This window comes from Mesorhizobium sp. B2-7-2, assembly GCF_006440775.1.
Taxonomy (GTDB): domain Bacteria; phylum Pseudomonadota; class Alphaproteobacteria; order Rhizobiales; family Rhizobiaceae; genus Mesorhizobium.
Genome location: NZ_VFTZ01000016.1, coordinates 39,610 through 56,374 on the forward strand (window position 1 = coordinate 39,610; position 16,765 = coordinate 56,374).

Annotated in this window: 23 protein-coding genes; 12 read left to right on the forward strand and 11 right to left on the reverse strand. The window is 62.6% G+C overall.

Annotated elements, in window-relative coordinates; genetic code table 11:
- Positions 1–42 precede the first annotated feature (42 nt).
- Positions 43–855, forward strand: coding sequence for an SDR family oxidoreductase (locus tag FJ425_RS20995; protein ID WP_140725832.1), 813 nt, complete (start codon positions 43–45; stop codon positions 853–855).
- Between the two features lie 278 nt (positions 856–1,133).
- On the forward strand, positions 1,134–2,306 hold the full coding sequence (locus tag FJ425_RS21000; protein ID WP_181175992.1) for an MFS transporter: 1,173 nt from the start codon (positions 1,134–1,136) through the stop codon (positions 2,304–2,306).
- Positions 2,307–2,396: 90 nt separating this feature from the next.
- On the opposite strand, the gene FJ425_RS21005 is transcribed toward FJ425_RS21000, so the two are convergent.
- From FJ425_RS21005 to FJ425_RS31615, 3 genes are all read right to left on the reverse strand, one after another.
- Positions 2,397–3,146 (reverse strand): metallophosphoesterase, encoded by a 750-nt coding sequence (locus tag FJ425_RS21005; protein WP_140542257.1) that lies wholly within the window; start codon positions 3,144–3,146, stop codon positions 2,397–2,399.
- On the reverse strand, positions 3,139–3,945 hold the full coding sequence (locus FJ425_RS21010) for a nucleotidyltransferase family protein (RefSeq protein WP_140725835.1): 807 nt from the start codon (positions 3,943–3,945) through the stop codon (positions 3,139–3,141). Before FJ425_RS21010 ends, FJ425_RS21005 begins: the two co-directional genes overlap by 8 nt.
- A gap of 93 nt (positions 3,946–4,038) precedes the next feature.
- Positions 4,039–4,200 (reverse strand): hypothetical protein, encoded by a 162-nt coding sequence (locus FJ425_RS31615; RefSeq protein ID WP_181175994.1) that lies wholly within the window; start codon positions 4,198–4,200, stop codon positions 4,039–4,041.
- 384 nt (positions 4,201–4,584) lie between these two features.
- Between FJ425_RS31615 and FJ425_RS21015 the strand changes: the two genes are divergently transcribed.
- Both FJ425_RS21015 and FJ425_RS21020 read left to right on the forward strand, forming a co-directional pair.
- On the forward strand, positions 4,585–4,878 hold the full coding sequence (locus tag FJ425_RS21015; protein ID WP_246673550.1) for a DUF982 domain-containing protein: 294 nt from the start codon (positions 4,585–4,587) through the stop codon (positions 4,876–4,878).
- A 274-nt stretch (positions 4,879–5,152) separates the two neighbouring features.
- Positions 5,153–5,341, forward strand: a complete 189-nt coding sequence (locus FJ425_RS21020; protein WP_140542258.1) for a DUF3606 domain-containing protein — start codon at positions 5,153–5,155, stop codon at positions 5,339–5,341.
- 232 nt (positions 5,342–5,573) lie between these two features.
- Here the strand turns inward: FJ425_RS21020 and FJ425_RS21025 are convergent, their stop codons facing one another.
- Entirely contained in the window at positions 5,574–5,957 is a 384-nt protein-coding gene (locus tag FJ425_RS21025) for a response regulator (RefSeq protein WP_210239103.1), read from the reverse strand.
- Between the two features lie 379 nt (positions 5,958–6,336).
- Here FJ425_RS21025 and FJ425_RS21030 point away from each other — a divergent pair, with 379 nt between their 5' ends.
- On the forward strand, positions 6,337–6,555 hold the full coding sequence (locus FJ425_RS21030) for a hypothetical protein (protein WP_140542259.1): 219 nt from the start codon (positions 6,337–6,339) through the stop codon (positions 6,553–6,555).
- Between the two features lie 171 nt (positions 6,556–6,726).
- On the opposite strand, the gene FJ425_RS21035 is transcribed toward FJ425_RS21030, so the two are convergent.
- A complete protein-coding gene (locus FJ425_RS21035; protein ID WP_140725838.1) occupies positions 6,727–6,939 on the reverse strand; it encodes a hypothetical protein in 213 nt (70 codons plus the stop codon).
- Positions 6,940–7,037: 98 nt separating this feature from the next.
- On the opposite strand from FJ425_RS21035, the gene FJ425_RS21040 reads away from it, so the two are divergent.
- The 5 genes from FJ425_RS21040 (at position 7,038) to FJ425_RS21060 (ending at position 10,803) form a co-directional block, all read left to right on the forward strand.
- Complete coding sequence (locus tag FJ425_RS21040; RefSeq protein ID WP_140542318.1) at positions 7,038–7,781, forward strand: Crp/Fnr family transcriptional regulator; 744 nt, start codon at positions 7,038–7,040, stop codon at positions 7,779–7,781.
- Entirely contained in the window at positions 7,781–8,851 is a 1,071-nt protein-coding gene (locus tag FJ425_RS21045) for an HWE histidine kinase domain-containing protein (protein WP_140725841.1), read from the forward strand. Before FJ425_RS21040 ends, FJ425_RS21045 begins: the two co-directional genes overlap by 1 nt.
- Positions 8,852–9,198: 347 nt before the next feature.
- Positions 9,199–9,927 carry a DUF4142 domain-containing protein gene (locus tag FJ425_RS21050; RefSeq protein ID WP_140725908.1) on the forward strand — a complete coding sequence of 243 codons (729 nt, stop codon included), beginning with the start codon at positions 9,199–9,201 and terminating at the stop codon, positions 9,925–9,927.
- 14 nt (positions 9,928–9,941) lie between these two features.
- The gene (locus FJ425_RS21055; protein ID WP_140725844.1) at positions 9,942–10,541 is read left to right on the forward strand and encodes a hypothetical protein; all 600 of its coding nucleotides are present in this window, start codon (positions 9,942–9,944) and stop codon (positions 10,539–10,541) included.
- A gap of 49 nt (positions 10,542–10,590) precedes the next feature.
- Positions 10,591–10,803, forward strand: coding sequence for a hypothetical protein (locus FJ425_RS21060; RefSeq protein ID WP_140725847.1), 213 nt, complete (start codon positions 10,591–10,593; stop codon positions 10,801–10,803).
- Positions 10,804–10,838: 35 nt separating this feature from the next.
- On the opposite strand, the gene FJ425_RS21065 is transcribed toward FJ425_RS21060, so the two are convergent.
- The 3 genes from FJ425_RS21065 to FJ425_RS21075 all read right to left on the reverse strand — a co-directional run bounded on the left by FJ425_RS21065 (position 10,839) and on the right by FJ425_RS21075 (position 13,969).
- The gene (locus tag FJ425_RS21065; RefSeq protein WP_140542264.1) at positions 10,839–11,102 is read right to left on the reverse strand and encodes a hypothetical protein; all 264 of its coding nucleotides are present in this window, start codon (positions 11,100–11,102) and stop codon (positions 10,839–10,841) included.
- Positions 11,103–12,503: 1,401 nt separating this feature from the next.
- Positions 12,504–13,400 (reverse strand): alpha/beta hydrolase, encoded by an 897-nt coding sequence (locus FJ425_RS21070; protein ID WP_140725850.1) that lies wholly within the window; start codon positions 13,398–13,400, stop codon positions 12,504–12,506.
- A gap of 254 nt (positions 13,401–13,654) precedes the next feature.
- Positions 13,655–13,969 carry a hypothetical protein gene (locus FJ425_RS21075; protein ID WP_140725853.1) on the reverse strand — a complete coding sequence of 105 codons (315 nt, stop codon included), beginning with the start codon at positions 13,967–13,969 and terminating at the stop codon, positions 13,655–13,657.
- A gap of 162 nt (positions 13,970–14,131) precedes the next feature.
- Between FJ425_RS21075 and FJ425_RS21080 the strand changes: the two genes are divergently transcribed.
- Positions 14,132–14,335 carry a DUF2934 domain-containing protein gene (locus FJ425_RS21080; protein ID WP_095768854.1) on the forward strand — a complete coding sequence of 68 codons (204 nt, stop codon included), beginning with the start codon at positions 14,132–14,134 and terminating at the stop codon, positions 14,333–14,335.
- Between the two features lie 169 nt (positions 14,336–14,504).
- On the opposite strand, the gene FJ425_RS21085 is transcribed toward FJ425_RS21080, so the two are convergent.
- Positions 14,505–15,107, reverse strand: a complete 603-nt coding sequence (locus tag FJ425_RS21085) for a diguanylate cyclase (protein ID WP_140542267.1) — start codon at positions 15,105–15,107, stop codon at positions 14,505–14,507.
- A gap of 11 nt (positions 15,108–15,118) precedes the next feature.
- The gene (locus tag FJ425_RS21090; RefSeq protein WP_140542268.1) at positions 15,119–15,310 is read right to left on the reverse strand and encodes a hypothetical protein; all 192 of its coding nucleotides are present in this window, start codon (positions 15,308–15,310) and stop codon (positions 15,119–15,121) included.
- 252 nt (positions 15,311–15,562) lie between these two features.
- On the opposite strand from FJ425_RS21090, the gene FJ425_RS21095 reads away from it, so the two are divergent.
- Positions 15,563–16,138 carry a response regulator gene (locus tag FJ425_RS21095; RefSeq protein ID WP_246673548.1) on the forward strand — a complete coding sequence of 192 codons (576 nt, stop codon included), beginning with the start codon at positions 15,563–15,565 and terminating at the stop codon, positions 16,136–16,138.
- 52 nt (positions 16,139–16,190) lie between these two features.
- On the opposite strand, the gene FJ425_RS21100 is transcribed toward FJ425_RS21095, so the two are convergent.
- Positions 16,191–16,622 (reverse strand): hypothetical protein, encoded by a 432-nt coding sequence (locus FJ425_RS21100; protein ID WP_140542270.1) that lies wholly within the window; start codon positions 16,620–16,622, stop codon positions 16,191–16,193.
- Positions 16,623–16,765: the final 143 nt, after the last annotated feature.

Sequence of the window (16,765 nt, forward strand, 5' to 3'; positions counted from 1 at the left end):
GCGGGATAAGGGCAGCGCCGGCCAAGATTGGAGATAGTTGAAATGAATATAGACCTCAAAGGTAAGAAGGCGATCGTCACCGGGTCAACGGCGGGCATCGGCCGTGCCACTGCGGAAGGTTTAGCCCGTACAGGGGCGTCAGTCGTTATCAGCGGCCGTGGGAATGCCCGGGTCGACGAGGCGGTGCAACAAATTCGGCAGACCATTCCTGGGAGCAATATCACTGGCGTTGCAGCAAACTTGGCCACCGTCGAAGGTGTCGAGGCTTTCATCGCGCAGGTGCCGGACGCCGATATCCTCGTGAACAACGTGGGTACGGCATATATCCGGGACTACAACGGCATCGAAGACATTGCGAATATCCCCGACGAGGACTGGCTTGGCCTGTTCCAGCTGAATGTCATGAGCGGCGTGCGCATGACGCGCCACTACCTGCCGCGCATGGTGAAAAAGGGCTGGGGCCGAGTCGTGTTCGTCAGCAGCGAGTCCGCGGTCAATATCCCCAAGGAGATGCTCGACTACGGCATGACAAAGACCGCGCAACTGGCGGTCTCGCGCGGGCTTGCCGAGGCGGCCGCGGGCACGGGCGTCACCGTCAATGCCGTCCTGCCGGGCCCTACTCGGTCTGAGATCCTGGGTGACTTCATGGCAAAGCAGGCGGAGGCGAACGGGATCACGCAGGATGAGGCCGAGCAAGGTTTCCTGAAGGCGATGCGCCCGACCACCCTCATACAGCGTTTTGCGACCACCGATGAGGTGGCCAACATGATCGTCTACGCCTGCTCGGAGCAGGCTTCGGCGACCACCGGTGCGGCTCTGCGCGTCGACGGCGGCGTAGTCCGCTTCGTTGCCTGATCGTGCGGGCGGGCTTCGGCACCGGAAGCCGATGCAGCGTCAGGGCTGACGGCGGACCAAATCGATCAACAGCTACAGCTTTCATGTCGTTGCGCGCGCCCCTTCCCCGCCAGCACGCTGAATCCTCGAAGACGGGGTTTAGACTTGACGGCGGACATCTGCTGCAAATCCTTTCCAGCTTCTAAAACCCTGGAACCACCAATGAGCGAAATCATTTAGACCGGGAGGTTTCTGGCCCGCTCGCGCATCATTCTTTGGCTCGGTCGCTTGTGGTGGTCATGATGAAGCGCTCGTCCGATTTCACAGATTCGCCTGCACTTCGCTTCGTCCTCATGATGGGCGTCGTCAATCTGTTTGGTGACGTCACCTATGAGGGAGGCGCCGCGATCAACGGCCAGTTCCTGGGTGCGTTGGGCGCCAGCGCGGCCGCTGTCAGCATCATCGCCGGGTCTGGCGAGTTTCTCGGCTATGCCTTGCGTTCGGTCTCCGGCTACGTCGCCGATCGGACCGGCCGCTACTGGTTGGTGACTTTCGTGGGCTACGCCATCAATCTCTTTGCCGTCCCCGCCATGGCGCTGGCGGGCAGCTGGCAGATCGCGGGCGTCCTGATCATCGCCGAACGCATCGGACGGGCTATCCGCAAGCCGACCGTGGAGGCGATGATCTCTTATACCACCGGCAAGCTGGGACGCGGCTGGGCCTACGGCCTGAACACTGCCCTCGACGAGACGGGCGCAACGGTCGGCCCGCTGATCATCGCACTGGTGTTGTTGCTGGGTGGCGACTACCGGACTGGTTTCGCGTGGTTGTTCGTCTCGGCGATCCTTGCGGGCGCCGCCCTGGTGGCCGCGCGCGTCGGCTTTCCGGTCCCCGCACGCCTCGAGGACCGGCCCACAGCGGAGGCAAAGGGATTCGGCGCACCCTATTGGCTCTATATGGTTGCGGCCGCGGTCTTCGCCGCAGGGCTGATGAGCTACGAGCTCGTCGCTTTCCACCTGGCACGGATGCAGTTGGTTGCAGGACCATGGATACCTGTGCTGCTGGCGCTCTCGACCGGCTGCGGCGTGATCGCCAACCTCGTGCTGGGCAGGCTCTATGACCGCATCGGCCTCCCGGTGATTCTGGCGGGCGTGGTCCTTTCGGCGCTGTTCGCACCCTTGGCGTTCCAGAACACCCTGCTGCCGATCGTCCTTGCCATGCCGTTGTGGGGCGTCGGCTACGCAACGCAGGACACCCTGCTGAAGGCAGTCATCGCGGGAATCCTGCCGGAAGGGCGGCGCGGTCTGGCGTTTGGGCTCTTCTACGCCGCCTATGGCGTCGGCTGGCTCGTTGGAAGCATCGCGGCTGGTCTGCTATACGAACGCTCCCTGCCTGCGGTTATAGCTTTCGTCGTGATCGCGCAGCTTGCGTCGCTGCCGTTGTTCCTTCTTGCGGGGCGCGGCCTCCGATAGCTGACCTGGCGCCCATTCAGGAGGACTCAGAAGGGCTCGCATTCGGCGCCAATGAATTCATCGATCTCGAGAAGGATGCCCCTGGCCGGCTCAGATCTCGAGCAGCGCATAGGGCCGGCCCGTCGGCTTCGCGACGTGCATGGCGACATTGTAGACTTTCGCGCCGCCGGGAGTTTGACCTTCGAAGGTGCCTCGATGCGCGTGACCATGCACGACGGCGCTCACCTTGAACCGGTCGATCGTTTCCGCCAGCCGGGAAGAGCCGAGGAACGGGAAGATTTCGGGCGGCTCGCCAGCGACCGTTTCCGCGATCGGGGCGTAGTGAAGCACCACGAGCGTCCGCTTGGCGCGGACTTGCCGCATGGCATTTTCCAGCCGCATCGCCTCGCTGACGCTCTCGGCCACCATGGCCTTGATTGCCGGCTCACCGAAGGACCCGAGCATCCTCGAGCCGAACCCGCCAACAAAACCCTTGACGCCGACAAAGCCGACTTCCATCAGTTCCGTCGCCTGTCCGTCGAGGAGGTAAACGCCGGCCTGGCGAAGTGTCGCCGCTATCTGCTCGGCGCAACCGGATTCGTAGTCGTGGTTGCCGAGCACCGCGACCACGGGAATCGAGCAGGCCCGGAGATCCTCCGCCAAAAGCTCGGCCTCCTTCGGCTTGCCGAGATTGGTGAGGTCCCCCGCAAGTACCAAGATGTCGGCTTCGCGCGAAACCTCCCCGAACAGGTCGCGATGGGAGGTCTGCGCATCTTCCTGCACATGCAGATCGCCCACCGCGGCGACTTTGACTTTGCCGTTTCCGCTCGTTTTGCCGCTTGCCCTGCTTTGTTCAGCCATCGTGAAATTCTCCAACGCCGCCGACACCGGCAAAGCCCCATTCCTTGACATCGATCTCGTAGTCGACCTGTGACAGCAGTCGACCGCGGCAGATCTTCATCCTCGGTGAAGGCAATTGCCGCTGCCTGGCGAGCCGGTCGAGCAGATCGTCAAGCAACCAGTCGGGAATGCGGTCGCGTTCGCTGGGATAGATCCAGCGGAAATTCAGCAACTGCATCAGCAGCACCTCCCAGTGGATGTCGAGATAAGACAGCAGCCTTTGCCAGTCGATCTGCTCATGTGCCTTGAGGATGGTATGGGCGATATCGGCGCCGTCGTGCCGTCCCCTGTCCTGGATGAAGCATTTCGACCAGATAAGTTCCGTAGGTCCGATGATCCTGACCCGGCTGCCCAGCAGCTCGACCTGCCGGGCATGCTCCAGCCACTGGTCCTCGACCTGCATGGTGCCGTTGGCGGAAGCAAAGATCACGTCGAAGAAATGCGGACCTTCGAAGACCTTCCCCAGCCAGCGATCGTCCTCGATCACGACGGCGTAGCCGATATCCTTGAAATGGGCGAGGATGCGCGAACAATCGCCTGCCTTGCAGAAGATATCGAGGTCCTTGGTCTGGCGCACGACGCCGGTATAGGCGCTCACCGCATATGTCCCGGCAACCAGAAAAGGAATGTCGGTGGCGGCGAGCTCGCGGATCGCGTGCGTATAGAAAGCTTCCGCCTCCGCGCTCTTCAGCGTCGGCTCCGCTTTGGCGTCGATCACAGGCAGCGTCGCCAGCACGCCCGGCAACTCGTCATCGGCCATCGACCGTTGCTCCGAGCTCAAATCTTCATCCGGGATGTAAACAGCAACCTGACCGGCTGGTTCCGTCGCCGGCGACTGTGGGTGGGCCTCACCTCAGTCCCCTTGCTTGCGGTATAGGCGCTCGGTTGCACGATCGCTCTCGCGGCGTTCGGCCGGTCCTCGGTGCCGGCGAGTCAAAAGAGCATAAACGAGCACGAGCAGGAGAATAGTCGGCCCGCCGATCACGACGAAGGCCCACAGATCGATACCGAGCATGGCTTTTCCTTCCCGGTTGGAGGCGGTCGTCCGGCTAACCGAGTTGGCGGCCAAAGGTTCCGCCGGCCGTCCATGCGAGGCGACAGTTAGGCCAATCTCGCCACACGGCGGCGCCCATGCTCGACAAGACGGAAATCGCAGCGGTCGCGTCTATGTCTATTGAAGAAGCGCGCTTTCGAGGGAGGATGAGATCGCTGAAGGCCTTTACCCGCACGCATTGCGAAGCCAATTGAAAGCCCGGTCTGCTTATCCTCGTTGGTGACACAGGAGCGCAGATCGGGCCTGCCTCGGTGAGGGAACTAAGGCGGCCGCACTTTGCGCCACGATCGGTCGCGCCGCCTTAACATAGGTTGTTGTCGCAAACGCCGATTGAAGGATGATGCCGTGTCCGATCACCGTTTCAGCGGCAAAGCGGCCATGCGCTATCGCATCAAACGTTTTCGCAAACCGGTCGTGGTGCAGCCAGGTCGCATCGACCGCGACCGCGTCGTCGTGTCGGTGCTGGACGCGGCTGACGTGCTTTTGCACGATTGGCCCAAGCCCGATTTGAGGACACGGCACCGCGCGATCCAGGCCTGTCTTGCGGTGTTGCGCAATCAGGAGCCGCCAAGGGTCGCACGCCAGGCTTTCATCGCCGCTGCCGAGGACGCCAGAATATTGCTTGGCGACCAGAGCTGAGATCAGGATGCCGGCGGCTCTGCCGCCCCGGTGTGCTGGCCGGCATCCATCGGCGAGCCGAGATTTTGTCCGCCCCGATCTGATCCAGCTGCCAGCGGGATCGTTCCGGCAAAAAGGCGGCCCCTCGCGACGGCCACCCCGTTTCTTCGATCAGGCGCTCGGTACGCCGGCGGGTGCGACGGAGGACTTCCGAACCGCACCGAGCCGCATGTTCGGTGCAGCGGCCGGCGGAACGTTTACCGGCGGACGTTGTTCTTCACCAGGAGGAACGGTGATGGTCGACGACAAGAACAAGCGCGATTTCCGCGACCGCGACCGCGTATCGGGCGACGAAGAATATGAGGTCGCGTATTTCGCGCGGAAATTCCAGCTGACGATGCCCGAAGCCCGGGAGCTTATTCGCAAACACGGCAATGACCGCGCAACGCTGGAGCGCGAAGCCAAGGCGCTCGGTTCTCGCTAGAGCGATTCACCGTTTCACGGAAACGGCGAACCGCTCTATCTCTTTGTTTTGACGCAATTCCAGACGGAAAACCGCTCACACTTTTCCTGGAATTGCTCTAGCCCGGAATGACCTGGCGCGGATGCGTTTGGCTGAAGCCGCCGGCGAAGGGAATGCGCGCAAAGCCAGTGTGATTAACCGAAGCGCCAACGCCTCGACCACTTGCTTGCGGCCTCGCAGGACCTCGCCCTCGTCACTGCCGCTGGAGTCCGTCCAGCGCCTTGGAGATGGCTCCGACGACTTGCCTGAGTTGCACCGGTTTCTGCAGCCGCTCGATGTCGTCGAACCGGCCGGGAATCACATCCTGGTCGTAGCCGGTGATGAAAACGAACGGGACACCGATGTCCTTGAGGGAGTCGGCCAAGGTGAATGACGGCCCGGGTCCAAGATTGATGTCCAGCAGAACCGCATGAGGGCGCCGCTCTTCGAGTTCGGCCCGCGCAGCCCGATCGGATGGACAAGGCCCGATGACTTCGGCGCCGGCGCAGCTGAGCGCGCGCGCCACCTCGAGGGCGATATAATACTCGTCCTCCACGATCAGGACGGTGCGGCCGCCGAGCTCAGATTTCTCTATCATGGCCAGGGCTCCTCGACACACCATAGCGCTGCTCGACGCGCCTCTTGCCGGTGCCGGGCGGTCTGCCACCGAATGGTGCGGCAGTTATTCTCCGGAGTCGAGTTGAATGACCGCTTTTTTGATCCTTTCGCATCCACCCTGCGCACCAGCGACCGCCGCGACGACATCTCGCGGCCGATGCATCTCGGAACGGAAAGGGTCCGCGGCCCGAAATCTCAATGGCGGCGCATCTTCAGATGCCGGCTGCTCCAGACGTGTCGTTGCAGCGCCGAAGCTTGAAAGAATTTCCACCTCCCTCTCATGGGTTAATGCGCGACCGCGAGACCGGGAGCATTCGTTGGCTGCAAGAGAAATAAAGCGCGGCTTAGGGAGGTGCAGCGTGATCAAATATCATCCTGTCCGTCTGAACGAACTCATCGAGCACTATATGGAAACGCGTTCCTCGCACCGCTCGCCGGTGTCGGTGGCCGCGGCCACGCGGGCCATCCTGACTGTCATGCCGGATTGCTCGATAGAGTCTCCTCAATTGAGCAACATGATCGCGCGGTCGGCCGTCAAGCACGGACACGCCGTCAGCTTCGACTTGATGACAGTCTAATCCGGCGAGGATCTCTCAAGGGTCGCAGGCCGGAGCGTCATGTCCAGCGGGTGGCGCGCCGGATCGGTCGGCAGTGGCTTGTCAAGCCCGCGATTTCGGCAACACGAGAGGGACGCGGCTGCGTCGTAGCCGGTGGCGGACACCCGCGGCAGCCGCTTCTCAGCGCTTGGCTCACGACGCATGATCAATCGGCGGCTCCGGCCGGTCGAGATCGGTCATGCCCATCTGGACGCGATCTTGACCAGGCGCTTCCAAGCCTCTTCGCACGTCGCAACGGGATCGGTAGCCGTGAAACCGAGCGCGAAAATCGCCGCTGTGATATCCTGCTCCGGAAAATACGCGTCTCCAGGACGGTGCGCGAGCATCGGCGACTTTCTCGTCCATATGCGCTTCCTGCGCGCAGTCGTGCGCGGCAAATGGACGTTAACATAGGTAAGGTCATTGCCCGGTCGTTCTGTGTATCACAGACAAGAAGGACAAGGATGAGGCGGCCTCTGATCCGGAAGCTCGAGAAGTTCACGCGGCTCTCGCACGCCGACAAGGACATGCTGCTCAGAATAGCGGCGCAACGGGTCCGGCGTTTCGCCGCGCGCGAGGATATCATCCACGAGGGCGAGAAGCCCGAATTCATCAATCTGATCAGCGAGGGCTGGGCCTGCCGCTACAAGACCCTCGAAGACGGCCGCAGGCAGATCATCGCATTTTTCCTGCCTGGGGACCTGTGCGATCTGAATGTCTTCGTCCTGAAGGAAATGGACCACTCTATCGGCGCCATCACGCCGGTCGTGGTGTCGGAAATCTCGCGCACGGCCTTCGACGAGATGATGATTGGGCATCCGCGCATCACCCAGGCGCTGTGGTGGGAATCGCTCGTCGCAGCGGCGATACAGCGCGAGTGGACCGTCAACCTCGGGCAGCGCGATGCACTGGAGCGCATGGCGCATTTATTATGCGAGCTGTTCATCCGGCTTGAAGCCGCCGGCTGCACGAGCAATAGCAGTTGCGAGTTCCCGTTGACGCAGACGGAACTGGGCGAGACGCTGGGCATGTCGACGGTTCATGTGAATCGCACCCTGCAGGAGCTGCGCGCTTCGAATCTCATCGTGCTAAGGGACAGGACGCTGACCATTCCCAACCTTCAGGCATTGCAGGACGTCGCGCTGTTCAATCCCAATTATCTGCATCTCGATCGTGAAGGCAGGCATCTCGATGCCAATGAAGAGTGATGTCAAAGGGTCCGCCCAAAAAGCCGCTTGAACGTAGCCTGGCCGAGGCCAAGGCGGCCCTGCACGAGCATGCGAGCGCCGAAGCCGGGCTGCGCGCAAGCGAGGAGAACCTGCAGAATTTCGGCGAGGCCGCCTCGGACGTGCTTTGGATCCGGAACGCCGAGACGCTGCAGTGGGAATATCTGACCCCCGCTTTCGACGCCATTTACGGCACGAGCCGTGAAAAGGCCCTGGCCGGCGACAACTTCGCCAGCTGGATCGAGCTTGTCCTGCCTGAAGACCGCGAGCATGTGCTGGCCCAGATCGAGCGCATTCGCGACGGCGAAAGCGTCACCTTCGAATACCGGATATGCCGGCCGGCCGACAATGAGATACGCTGGCTGCGCAACGCCGATTTTCCGATGCGCGATGAAGCGGGAAAGGTCGCCCAGATCGGGGGCATCGGTCAGGACATCACGCGTCAGAAGGAATGCGAGGAACAACAGCAGGCCCGCTTCGCCGAATTGCAGCATCACGTGCGCAACACGCTGGCCGTCATCCGCTCGATCGTGCGGCGCACGATGGAGAAGAGCGAATCCCTGGACGAAGCCGCGGCCCATCTGGAAGGCCGCATCAACGCCTTCGCCCGGGTCCAGGCGGCCATCACACGCCGCCCGTCGATCGGTATCAGTCTGGCATTGATCGTGGCGGAAGAATTGCGTGCTGCGGGCGGCCGGGAAGGCGAGAATCTGACGATCGAAGGTCCGCCCTTGACGCTTGCGCCCAAGGCCGCCGAGACAATGGGGCTGGCCATTCACGAGTTAGCGACCAACGCCCTGAAATACGGAGCACTGTCCAGCCGCGCGGGCCGCATCGACATCCAATGGCAGCTGGAAGAGGACCTGCTCCATTTCAAATGGATCGAGAGCGGATCCCACCATTTCAAACCCGTCGAGCGGCGCGGCTTCGGCTTGGAGGTTCTGGAGGGCACCTTGCCGTACGAGCTCGGAGCGACAGTGGACTTGCGGCTCGCTCCGAGCGGGCTCAATTTCACGGCTGCCATCCCGCTTGGCGCCATAGGCGGCCAGTAGCACGACCACGGCTATCGGCGACGCTGTTGCCGCCCTCTTCAGACTCCCGGATTCGGCTTTCGTTCCACCCGCGAGCAGAGCTCTGAGACAAAGGCCGGTTCGCATCGGTGCTGAGCGCCTGATTGTGGCAAAGGCCCAGTTGTGAAAAAGAGCCGATCCTCATCGACGAATTCACCGACTCCTCTCTTGCCCGCTGACCGGGCTTCGCCATGGTCGATCGATCAGAAACCCGCCCGGCCGGAGCAGGCGGGGTTCCATTTCGGTCTTTTGAATTGCCGCAGTCTGTCGCGGAACAAAGGCCGGGAATAGCGGTTCGGTCCCATCAAACAGCAAGGGAGCCTTCAGCCATGAGCATGCGTATGTTGCTCGTTCCATCGACGGCCGTCGCGTTGATGCTTGCCCTTCCGGCCTTCGCGGCCGACGACGCGCAGACCTTCGTCGACAAGGCTGCCATCGGCGGGATGTTTGAGGTGGATACCAGCAAGATCGCGCAAGACAATGCGAAGGATCAGCAGATCAAGGATTTCGCCAAGCGGATGATCACCGACCACGGCGCAGCGAACGCCAAACTGCAGAAGATCGCCGCCGAGCAGAAATTGCAGGTACCGACGCGATCCGATGCGCAGCATAAGAGCGATCTGGAACGGTTGCAGAGCACGACGGCCTCGCTGGATCAGCCTTACGTGGAGATGCAGCGCAAGGCACATGCGGACGCAGTCGGCCTGTTCGAGGCCTACGCCAAGGACGGAGACAACCCCGCGCTCAAATCTTTCGCGGCGCAAACCTTGCCGACACTGAAAATGCATCAGGACATGATCGAAAAGATCGCCCGCGCCAGCGCGAGTATGCCGGCGGTCAAATCGGCATCGACACCCAAACCACCCGCTCCGGTTTCCGGCGCAAACAGCTTCACCGAAGCGCAGGCGAAGAAGCGCATCCAGGATGCCGGCTATGCGGACGTGTCAGCGCTCACCAAGGACGAGCAGGGCATCTGGCGCGGCCAGGCGACGAAGGACGGCAAGGGCACCTCCGTTGCACTCGACTATCAGGGCAACGTCTTCGCCGGTCAACAATAGACAGGAGAACCGACATGCAAACGATCACCGCGCTGTTCGACGATTATGACGACGCCGCTGACGCGGTAGGCGAGCTGGAATCCACCGGCGTCCCGTCATCCGACATCAGCATCATGGCCAACAACGCCCGCGGCTGGTATCGAAACACGCAATCGCCGGCCGCTGAGGATGCCGCCAGCGGCGCCGGTATCGGCGCGGTCGTGGGCGGCGCCGGAGGCTTGGCAACAGGCCTGGGCGCCATGGCGATACCCGGCGTCGGGCCGGTCGTTGCGGCCGGCTGGCTGGCGTCGACAGCCGCGGGCGCCGTCGCCGGAGCGATTATGGGCGGCGCGGCCGGCGGCATTATCGGCAGCCTGACCGATGCCGGCGTGCCGGAGGAAGACGCGCATGTCTATGCCGAAGGCGTCCGCCGCGGCGGCACGCTGGTGACAGCTCGCGTCGAGGACGACCTCGCTTCGGAAGCCCGGGAAGTCCTTCACAGCTCCGCGTCAGTCAACATCGCCGACCGCCGCAGCGAATATGAAGCGGACGGGTGGGCAGCCTTCGATCCGGCTGCCGGCGGTTATTCGGCTGAGGATGTCGAGCGGGAAGCGGCGCGCCGAAGGACGGCCTAACCTCGCCGTCGGCGGCCACAACAGACGCAAAGCCAGCCAGGAGTTCGACATGAGACGGGTGCTTCTGCCACTGATATTGGCTGCGGTGGTCCTGGTGCTCTGCTATTGGGCCTTTGTCTATGTCGGCACAGGCTGGCAAACAGCGCCCGTCAAACGGGCACCCGAACAGAACCAGGGCGGGAACGCGCCGCAGGATACCTCGCCGGCCGCCGGCATCACGAAGAATCCACAGGATGCCAGCAAGATGCCGGGGGTTCGGTGACAGTTCGAGCGCGATATCCGCTCTTTCCTGGAGGCCTACTCACGCGCGATGAATTTGTTGAACCGGCTGATGGTACCCTCCGCGGTCATGTCCTGGTGGACGAACGCCAAATTGTCGTCGTCCAGCACTTTGAAGAAGTCTTCCCATTCGATCGGCCTCAGATCTTCGTCGCCCGCGCCGAAATCGACCCGCAGGATCGCGCCCTTCCCCGGCCCGGCGACGACGGCAGGCCTGCCCTCGCGCGCCTCGATCCAAGCTCGGATCACTTCGTGATTTGAGGTCGTCATAGCCTCGCTCATTGCGGCCTCCTGGTTGACAGTCCCCGCTATCTCAGAGGAACCCGAAGATATCCCGCTTGTTCCCCTTGCGCCCGGTTCGCGAGCCCCGCGGCAATCGAAGATCCACGCGGCGATCCAGACGAAGAAGGCCCGCTGCCTGCATGCGGCAACGGGCCATGGGCCTGATGGGACCCTGGATCGCTAGAGGGAGGGCGATCGGCTTTCGAACCGGCAGGCGGCAGAAATGTTCCGGAGAAAGTTTCACGTTCCAGTGCGTCGGGTGAACATTCAGGATTTGACGACAATCTTCTCGCCCACGGCCGGAGCTTGCGGCAAGCTTCCATGAAAGTGCGCGCTGAATTGCCTGACGCAAGCTTAACCAGTCCTCGCCTAGTTCCCCGACACAGGGATTTTGAAAGGTTGCCGTTTGTCTTGGCGCAAGATGTCCGTGAAATCAGCGCAAACGCCGGAGATTGGTTGAAGCCGCCCCAACTTCGTCATTCTATGGCGGAGCAAGGAGCGAAGCGACGCGGCGCAGACCATAGAATCCATTCCGTGACTTGGAAGCGCCGCCTCGGTGCAGAATTTTGCTCCGTTGCATTCCTTGGCGAAGGTAACGGCATGGATTCCAGGGTCTTCGCGACGGAGCTTCGCTCCTGCTCCGCCCTGGAATGACGATCGCGATGGGCGTTTCGGCCAATCTCCAACGCATGCCACCTGACAACGCAAACAGAGCCGACCGGTCAAAATCCCTGTGCAGTGGCACTAGCCGAAATGATGTTGCCGAACGAGCAGTCGGACGAGATTTCAGCCGGCGGAGCGGGCATGCCCTAGCTTGCGCTATCTTGGAACTTCATCCGATCCTTCCTCTGCCCCGGTCGCTTGAGAACTGTCCGATTCTACCCGCGAGAACGCACGAACCGGCGCTTGCCTCGGTGCCGGGCCGCGAGATTTTCGGCGCCACCATCGCGGCAGGAACTCGGCAATCAGGCTTTGAATTATGCCCTTCATCCGATCGCCTCATGGAAGGTTTGGAGACGAACAACTGCCGGCCATGATGGTTCCGCATGGTCGCGATCAGAACGTCCCAGTCGACAATCAATTCGGGCGGGCTTTGCGCGTCCGCAACGCTATCGCGGCGTCGAGCTTACGCGCCAGTGCCAACATTCGAGACGGTGCATTCTCGTATCTCAGCGCCTCCAACGCGACGCACGTCTCACGCTCCGGCGTCGTGATCTTGGAGGGTTCCTCCTCCGATCTGAGCACTTGACGAACCTTGCGTGTCACGGCCGTTCCCCTAACATGGGTTAATGCCTGCCCCATTAACCCACTGATGGGAAAAAGGTTCCTGTCTCGTCCGTCTGCTGGACCAACGAACTTCCGGTCGGGCGCAGCTGTCCCGAATATCGAAGTCGGCGCAGCCTATCGCCTGCCGAAGCTTATCAGGAAGCTCTCCAGCGCCTCTCGGATCTGCTCAGGCGCCTCGCGGGTCGGAAAATGGCCGACGCCCGGCAGAAGCTCACGTTCGTAGCTTGCCGAGAAATACTCCTCCTTGCCTTCGGAGGAACCCGGCAGAACGACGCGGTCGTCATCGCCATGAAGGACCAGTGTCGGCACCGAGATGACCTGCGCCTCAACCTGCTTGCGCGCGAGCTCAGCGTAGCGCGGATCGGGATCCGCCTCCCCCCAGCGCACGCGATAGGAATGCAGCGTCACGTCCGGCCAGTCCGGATTTTTGAAGGACCTCGCCACACGTTCAAACAGCGCGTCGTCAAACCAGCCTGGCGGGCTCCAGCTGCCCCACTGGAATCGAGCGAAGGAGTGGCCGTGCTGTCGCACGAACTCCTCGCCGCGCTTGGTCGCCATGAACCACTGGTACCAGAAGGCCCTCGTCTGCTCCAAAGGCGGCGTCGGAAGCGAGCCGGGTTGCCATCCCAGCGAAAGCGCCGCGCAGCATCTTATCCTCTGCGGAAAGACGGAGGCGAGCAGGTAGGCGATGCGTGCCCCCCAGTCGTGGCCGACAACCGCGAACCGTTGGAGGCCGATGGCATCGGCAAAGTCGAGCGCGTCCTGCGCCATGGCGGCGATCTCGCCGGAGCGCATCGTTTCGGCGGAGTGGAACACAGTCCCTCCAAACCCGCGCAGCCATGGCGCGAAGGTGCGAAAGCCCGCGGCGTGAAGAAGTGGCGACACGTCCGCAAAAGTGGTCGCATCGTCTGGCCAACCATGAAGGAGCAGCACAGGCGCTCCGTCCTCGGATCCGCCGCTCACATAGGCGACCCGCAGCAGCGGCGTGTCGCAGAAGACAGGCTCTTCCACAGATCCTCCTCAGAGCAGCACATTGCAGTGGCCGCCCAACCTTGTGCAACCGGGTTTGTTCCTTGTGGCCGCCGGCCCGGCCCGATCCGACGAGGGAACCAACCGTGGCGCCGTCGGATGGTCGATGTTCATCTCGGCGGCCGCGGCATCCCGGATCGGGAAAATCCTGGCGGCGATATCAGAGGTTCCGCGCAAAATCTTCGTGGACCCAGGTTACGAGGAATTGGCCTATGGGACGGCCCGCGTTCATTCCTTTACATAGGCGCCGGGCTGACGGCCGCTCCTGGGCTCCTGGGCGCCTTGGCGTCCTTGGAATGCTCCGCGACAGTGGGACCGGCCCCTGAGCTCTTTTCCGTCGCCGTGCTTGGCGTCGGCTGTCGCGGCGGATTGCGGCCCTCAGATTGACGGGTCTTGTCCTCGACCTCGCCCTGCTTTCGGCTGAGGCCCGGATCGACATGGGGTCTTTCATTGCCGGCGGCGTCCTGGGAAAATTCGTCGCTCGGATCCGGATCGGTATTGGCGGGATATTTCGTGGCGCCGGTCTCGCGACGGTTCTGGCTGTTCTTCATGACTCTGTCTCCGGTTGGATGAAAGATAACACCGGCGCGAGAGCGGCGTTCCCAACTGCTGGCCCAACTGCCGGGCAGTCCGTTTCAAGTCCGGTGGAACAAACCTCCAGGCATCCGATTAGGCGCAGACAGTGCAGTTCAGCCGTGCGAGAGGAGCCAGGCATGGACAGGGAAGAACGCATCAGGCAACGCGCCCATGAGATCTGGGAGCGTGAAGGCCGACCGGAGGGCCGTCAGCAGGAACACTGGGATCAAGCCGTCCAGGAGATCGAGTCGGAAGGTTCGGAAGTCGAGCGCGGTCCGGTGGCGCCCGATCCCGCGGTTGGCGCCGGCTCTGACCCCGCCGCCAACAGGCCAGGCGGCTGAAGCACGTCGGCCCGCGGATGCGTCGTATCCTAATTGCGCTCGGCATTCTGGCGATCGTCCTGGTCGCCGTTTGGGTCTGGGCTGACCAAAACGGCCGGCGCCCGAGCGGTGGCGCCCAGCAGCCCTCGCCGCACGCTATCGACCAGAATGGCTGAGAGGACAGCCAGCCTCAGCGCGTCGCCGTGTTGCCGGGCTCATGCCGCCTCGCCTTGTCAGGCACCAGCCGGCCCGAGTTGGCGCGCAGGCCTCTGAAGAACTCCTCCACATAGGGCAGCAGCTCGAACAGCACGATCACGATCATCACGGCGGCAATGTATATCACCGGCAGTTGCTGTTCTTTCCAGGTTAAATCGAAGCGAGCCCTTTCCGTTCCGGCGCCGAACAGCGCCAGGAATTGGCCCCAATGCAGCGCCACCACGATGACCAGCCCCATCAGCGGAATCATTTCCAGAAAGCTGTGCACGTGCTGCTCGACGGGGCTCACCGTGCGAGCCGTGGTCGCATAGCGCACGTCCCATATCGCCGTCGCTTCGTGAACGAAGAAGGTGACGATCATCACGGCGATGACCAGGGCGTTCACCTCCAGGAACATTGCCGCAAGCAGCGGGATTCCAACCTCGGCGAACATCAGCAAGTGAATGAGCGATTCCTTCGCACCGGTCGTCGATTCGATATGGGTGGCGCGATGGCAGAGCCAGTCGGCAAAGCCCGCAACCAGCCAGACCGGCAGGATGAAGTACATCAGGATGAGGACCATGGGATCGGCCAGCACGCCGCAACTCCCTATCTGCCGCCGTTCGCGTCGCGCCTGAACTTTGCAGCCTCGCGATCGAGCACGCTCGGCTCGTTGGCGTATTTCAGGATCAGCGCCAGCGCCGACCCGCTTGGAATTCTCGTTCTTTCCGCAAGGTCGCGGACACAGTCGGCATTCTGGCGCTCACTGTCTTCCCTGGAAGCTTCGCCGTGCGGCGTCATGGGTCGTGGTACCCGGCCGACTCCCGCTGGTGTCGAACCGCCGGCCGGCGGAATGGTTCCATACCTGTCGGATCCGGCGCAGCGAACCGCCGGAACGGTTCACCCGTCGCCGCGTTCTACCAGTTGGCTTCCCTGCGACCTCATGAATACACGCGCCGGTATCGACGCGGCATGCCCCGTGACTGAGGTCTCACCAACGTCAGAATATGAATTAAGGAGCTTCGTGTGCGAAACCTCAGGGGACTTCACCTCTTGATCGCGGAGGACGAGTGGCTGCTGGCCAGCGATCTGGCGACCTTCTTCGCTGGGATGGGCGCTATCATCCTCGGGCCGGCGGCGACAGTGGAGCAGGCCGGGCGACATGCAAAGGCGGCGGACGCAGCGATTCTGGATGTGAACCTGCATGGCCGCCTCGTCTTCCCGGTCGCGGACGAATTGATGCGGCGCAACGTGCCCTTCGTCTTTTTCAGCGGTTATGACGAGATCGCCATCCCCGAGCGTTTGCGTTTCGCGAGCAGCCTGAGCAAGTCCTCGAACGGCGCGGTCGTGGTCGATGCGCTGTTCCCGCCGGAACCCTTTGCGGAGCCAGTGACCGTCGCGCAGCCGGCGCCCGCGGTGGAGGACGTCGTTGCGCTGCTCCCCAAGCTCCGGCTCACCGCGCGTCTGCTGCTGGACGATGCCGGCGCTTCCGACCGCCTTGTCGAGCACACTTTGGAGCAGGCGCTTGAAGATATCGACAAAAGGCCCGAGGGGTCATCGATCGCCGAATGGCTGAACGCCATCATGCGCAAGATAGCGCGGCTGCGCGGAGCTTGCCTGCTGCACTAATCGCAGGCAGCCGAGCCGCCGGCGACCTGCGCTCGCCTGGCGACCAGCATTCTCAATGCGTCAGGCGACTTCTGAGCCAGGCAATGATCCGGTTGCCTTTTACGATCCGACGGACCCGCGCGGCAGCCCAGCTGGCCTGCATCGTCGCGCCGGCATGGCAGCTGCACACGACATCATGCAATTGCCAATCGGACAATTCGAAAAAGCGCTTCGCCTCGCCGTAGGTGTCGGACTGCAAACCGGCCGCGCGCAGCAACGGATCATCGAAAGCAACCGCGAGCGGCGATCCGTCCGCCCGCACCTGTTCGCGAACCTCGGGATCGACATATTCAGTGCCCGTCAGCGCGGAGAGACACCGAAGCGGATTGCGGTCCAGCAGTTCCGCCCACCGCTCGATCCGCTGCGTTCTCGTGGCAAGGGGGATCAATCCAAGCCGGTCGACGACTGCCACCGATTGAAGTTCATATGAGGTCTGATGCTTCATTGCTGTCTCCTGTGGTTTTGGCGGCGACATCTGTACAGCGGCGCGGCAGACCTGCCGGGCCTGAAGCCCGCGCTTGCGAGGGACAGGCGCAGACCGATCAGCTGTTGCCCACCGATCTTCGACAAACGCCTGGCGTGGCGTCT

Coding starts and splice junctions, on each gene's coding strand:
- FJ425_RS21080 (WP_095768854.1), top strand. CDS start 14,132: ATGGACAGGGAAGAACGCATCAGGCAACGCGCCCATGAGATCTGGGAG.
- FJ425_RS21090 (WP_140542268.1), bottom strand. CDS start 15,310: ATGACGCCGCACGGCGAAGCTTCCAGGGAAGACAGTGAGCGCCAGAAT.
- FJ425_RS21065 (WP_140542264.1), bottom strand. CDS start 11,102: ATGAGCGAGGCTATGACGACCTCAAATCACGAAGTGATCCGAGCTTGG.
- FJ425_RS21020 (WP_140542258.1), top strand. CDS start 5,153: ATGGTCGACGACAAGAACAAGCGCGATTTCCGCGACCGCGACCGCGTA.
- FJ425_RS21005 (WP_140542257.1), bottom strand. CDS start 3,146: ATGGCTGAACAAAGCAGGGCAAGCGGCAAAACGAGCGGAAACGGCAAA.
- FJ425_RS21035 (WP_140725838.1), bottom strand. CDS start 6,939: ATGGACGAGAAAGTCGCCGATGCTCGCGCACCGTCCTGGAGACGCGTA.
- FJ425_RS21055 (WP_140725844.1), top strand. CDS start 9,942: ATGCAAACGATCACCGCGCTGTTCGACGATTATGACGACGCCGCTGAC.
- FJ425_RS21060 (WP_140725847.1), top strand. CDS start 10,591: ATGAGACGGGTGCTTCTGCCACTGATATTGGCTGCGGTGGTCCTGGTG.
- FJ425_RS21100 (WP_140542270.1), bottom strand. CDS start 16,622: ATGAAGCATCAGACCTCATATGAACTTCAATCGGTGGCAGTCGTCGAC.
- FJ425_RS20995 (WP_140725832.1), top strand. CDS start 43: ATGAATATAGACCTCAAAGGTAAGAAGGCGATCGTCACCGGGTCAACG.
- FJ425_RS21040 (WP_140542318.1), top strand. CDS start 7,038: ATGAGGCGGCCTCTGATCCGGAAGCTCGAGAAGTTCACGCGGCTCTCG.
- FJ425_RS21050 (WP_140725908.1), top strand. CDS start 9,199: ATGAGCATGCGTATGTTGCTCGTTCCATCGACGGCCGTCGCGTTGATG.
- FJ425_RS21075 (WP_140725853.1), bottom strand. CDS start 13,969: ATGAAGAACAGCCAGAACCGTCGCGAGACCGGCGCCACGAAATATCCC.
- FJ425_RS21000 (WP_181175992.1), top strand. CDS start 1,134: ATGATGAAGCGCTCGTCCGATTTCACAGATTCGCCTGCACTTCGCTTC.
- FJ425_RS21010 (WP_140725835.1), bottom strand. CDS start 3,945: ATGGCCGATGACGAGTTGCCGGGCGTGCTGGCGACGCTGCCTGTGATC.
- FJ425_RS21045 (WP_140725841.1), top strand. CDS start 7,781: ATGTCAAAGGGTCCGCCCAAAAAGCCGCTTGAACGTAGCCTGGCCGAG.
- FJ425_RS21025 (WP_210239103.1), bottom strand. CDS start 5,957: ATGATAGAGAAATCTGAGCTCGGCGGCCGCACCGTCCTGATCGTGGAG.
- FJ425_RS31615 (WP_181175994.1), bottom strand. CDS start 4,200: ATGCTCGGTATCGATCTGTGGGCCTTCGTCGTGATCGGCGGGCCGACT.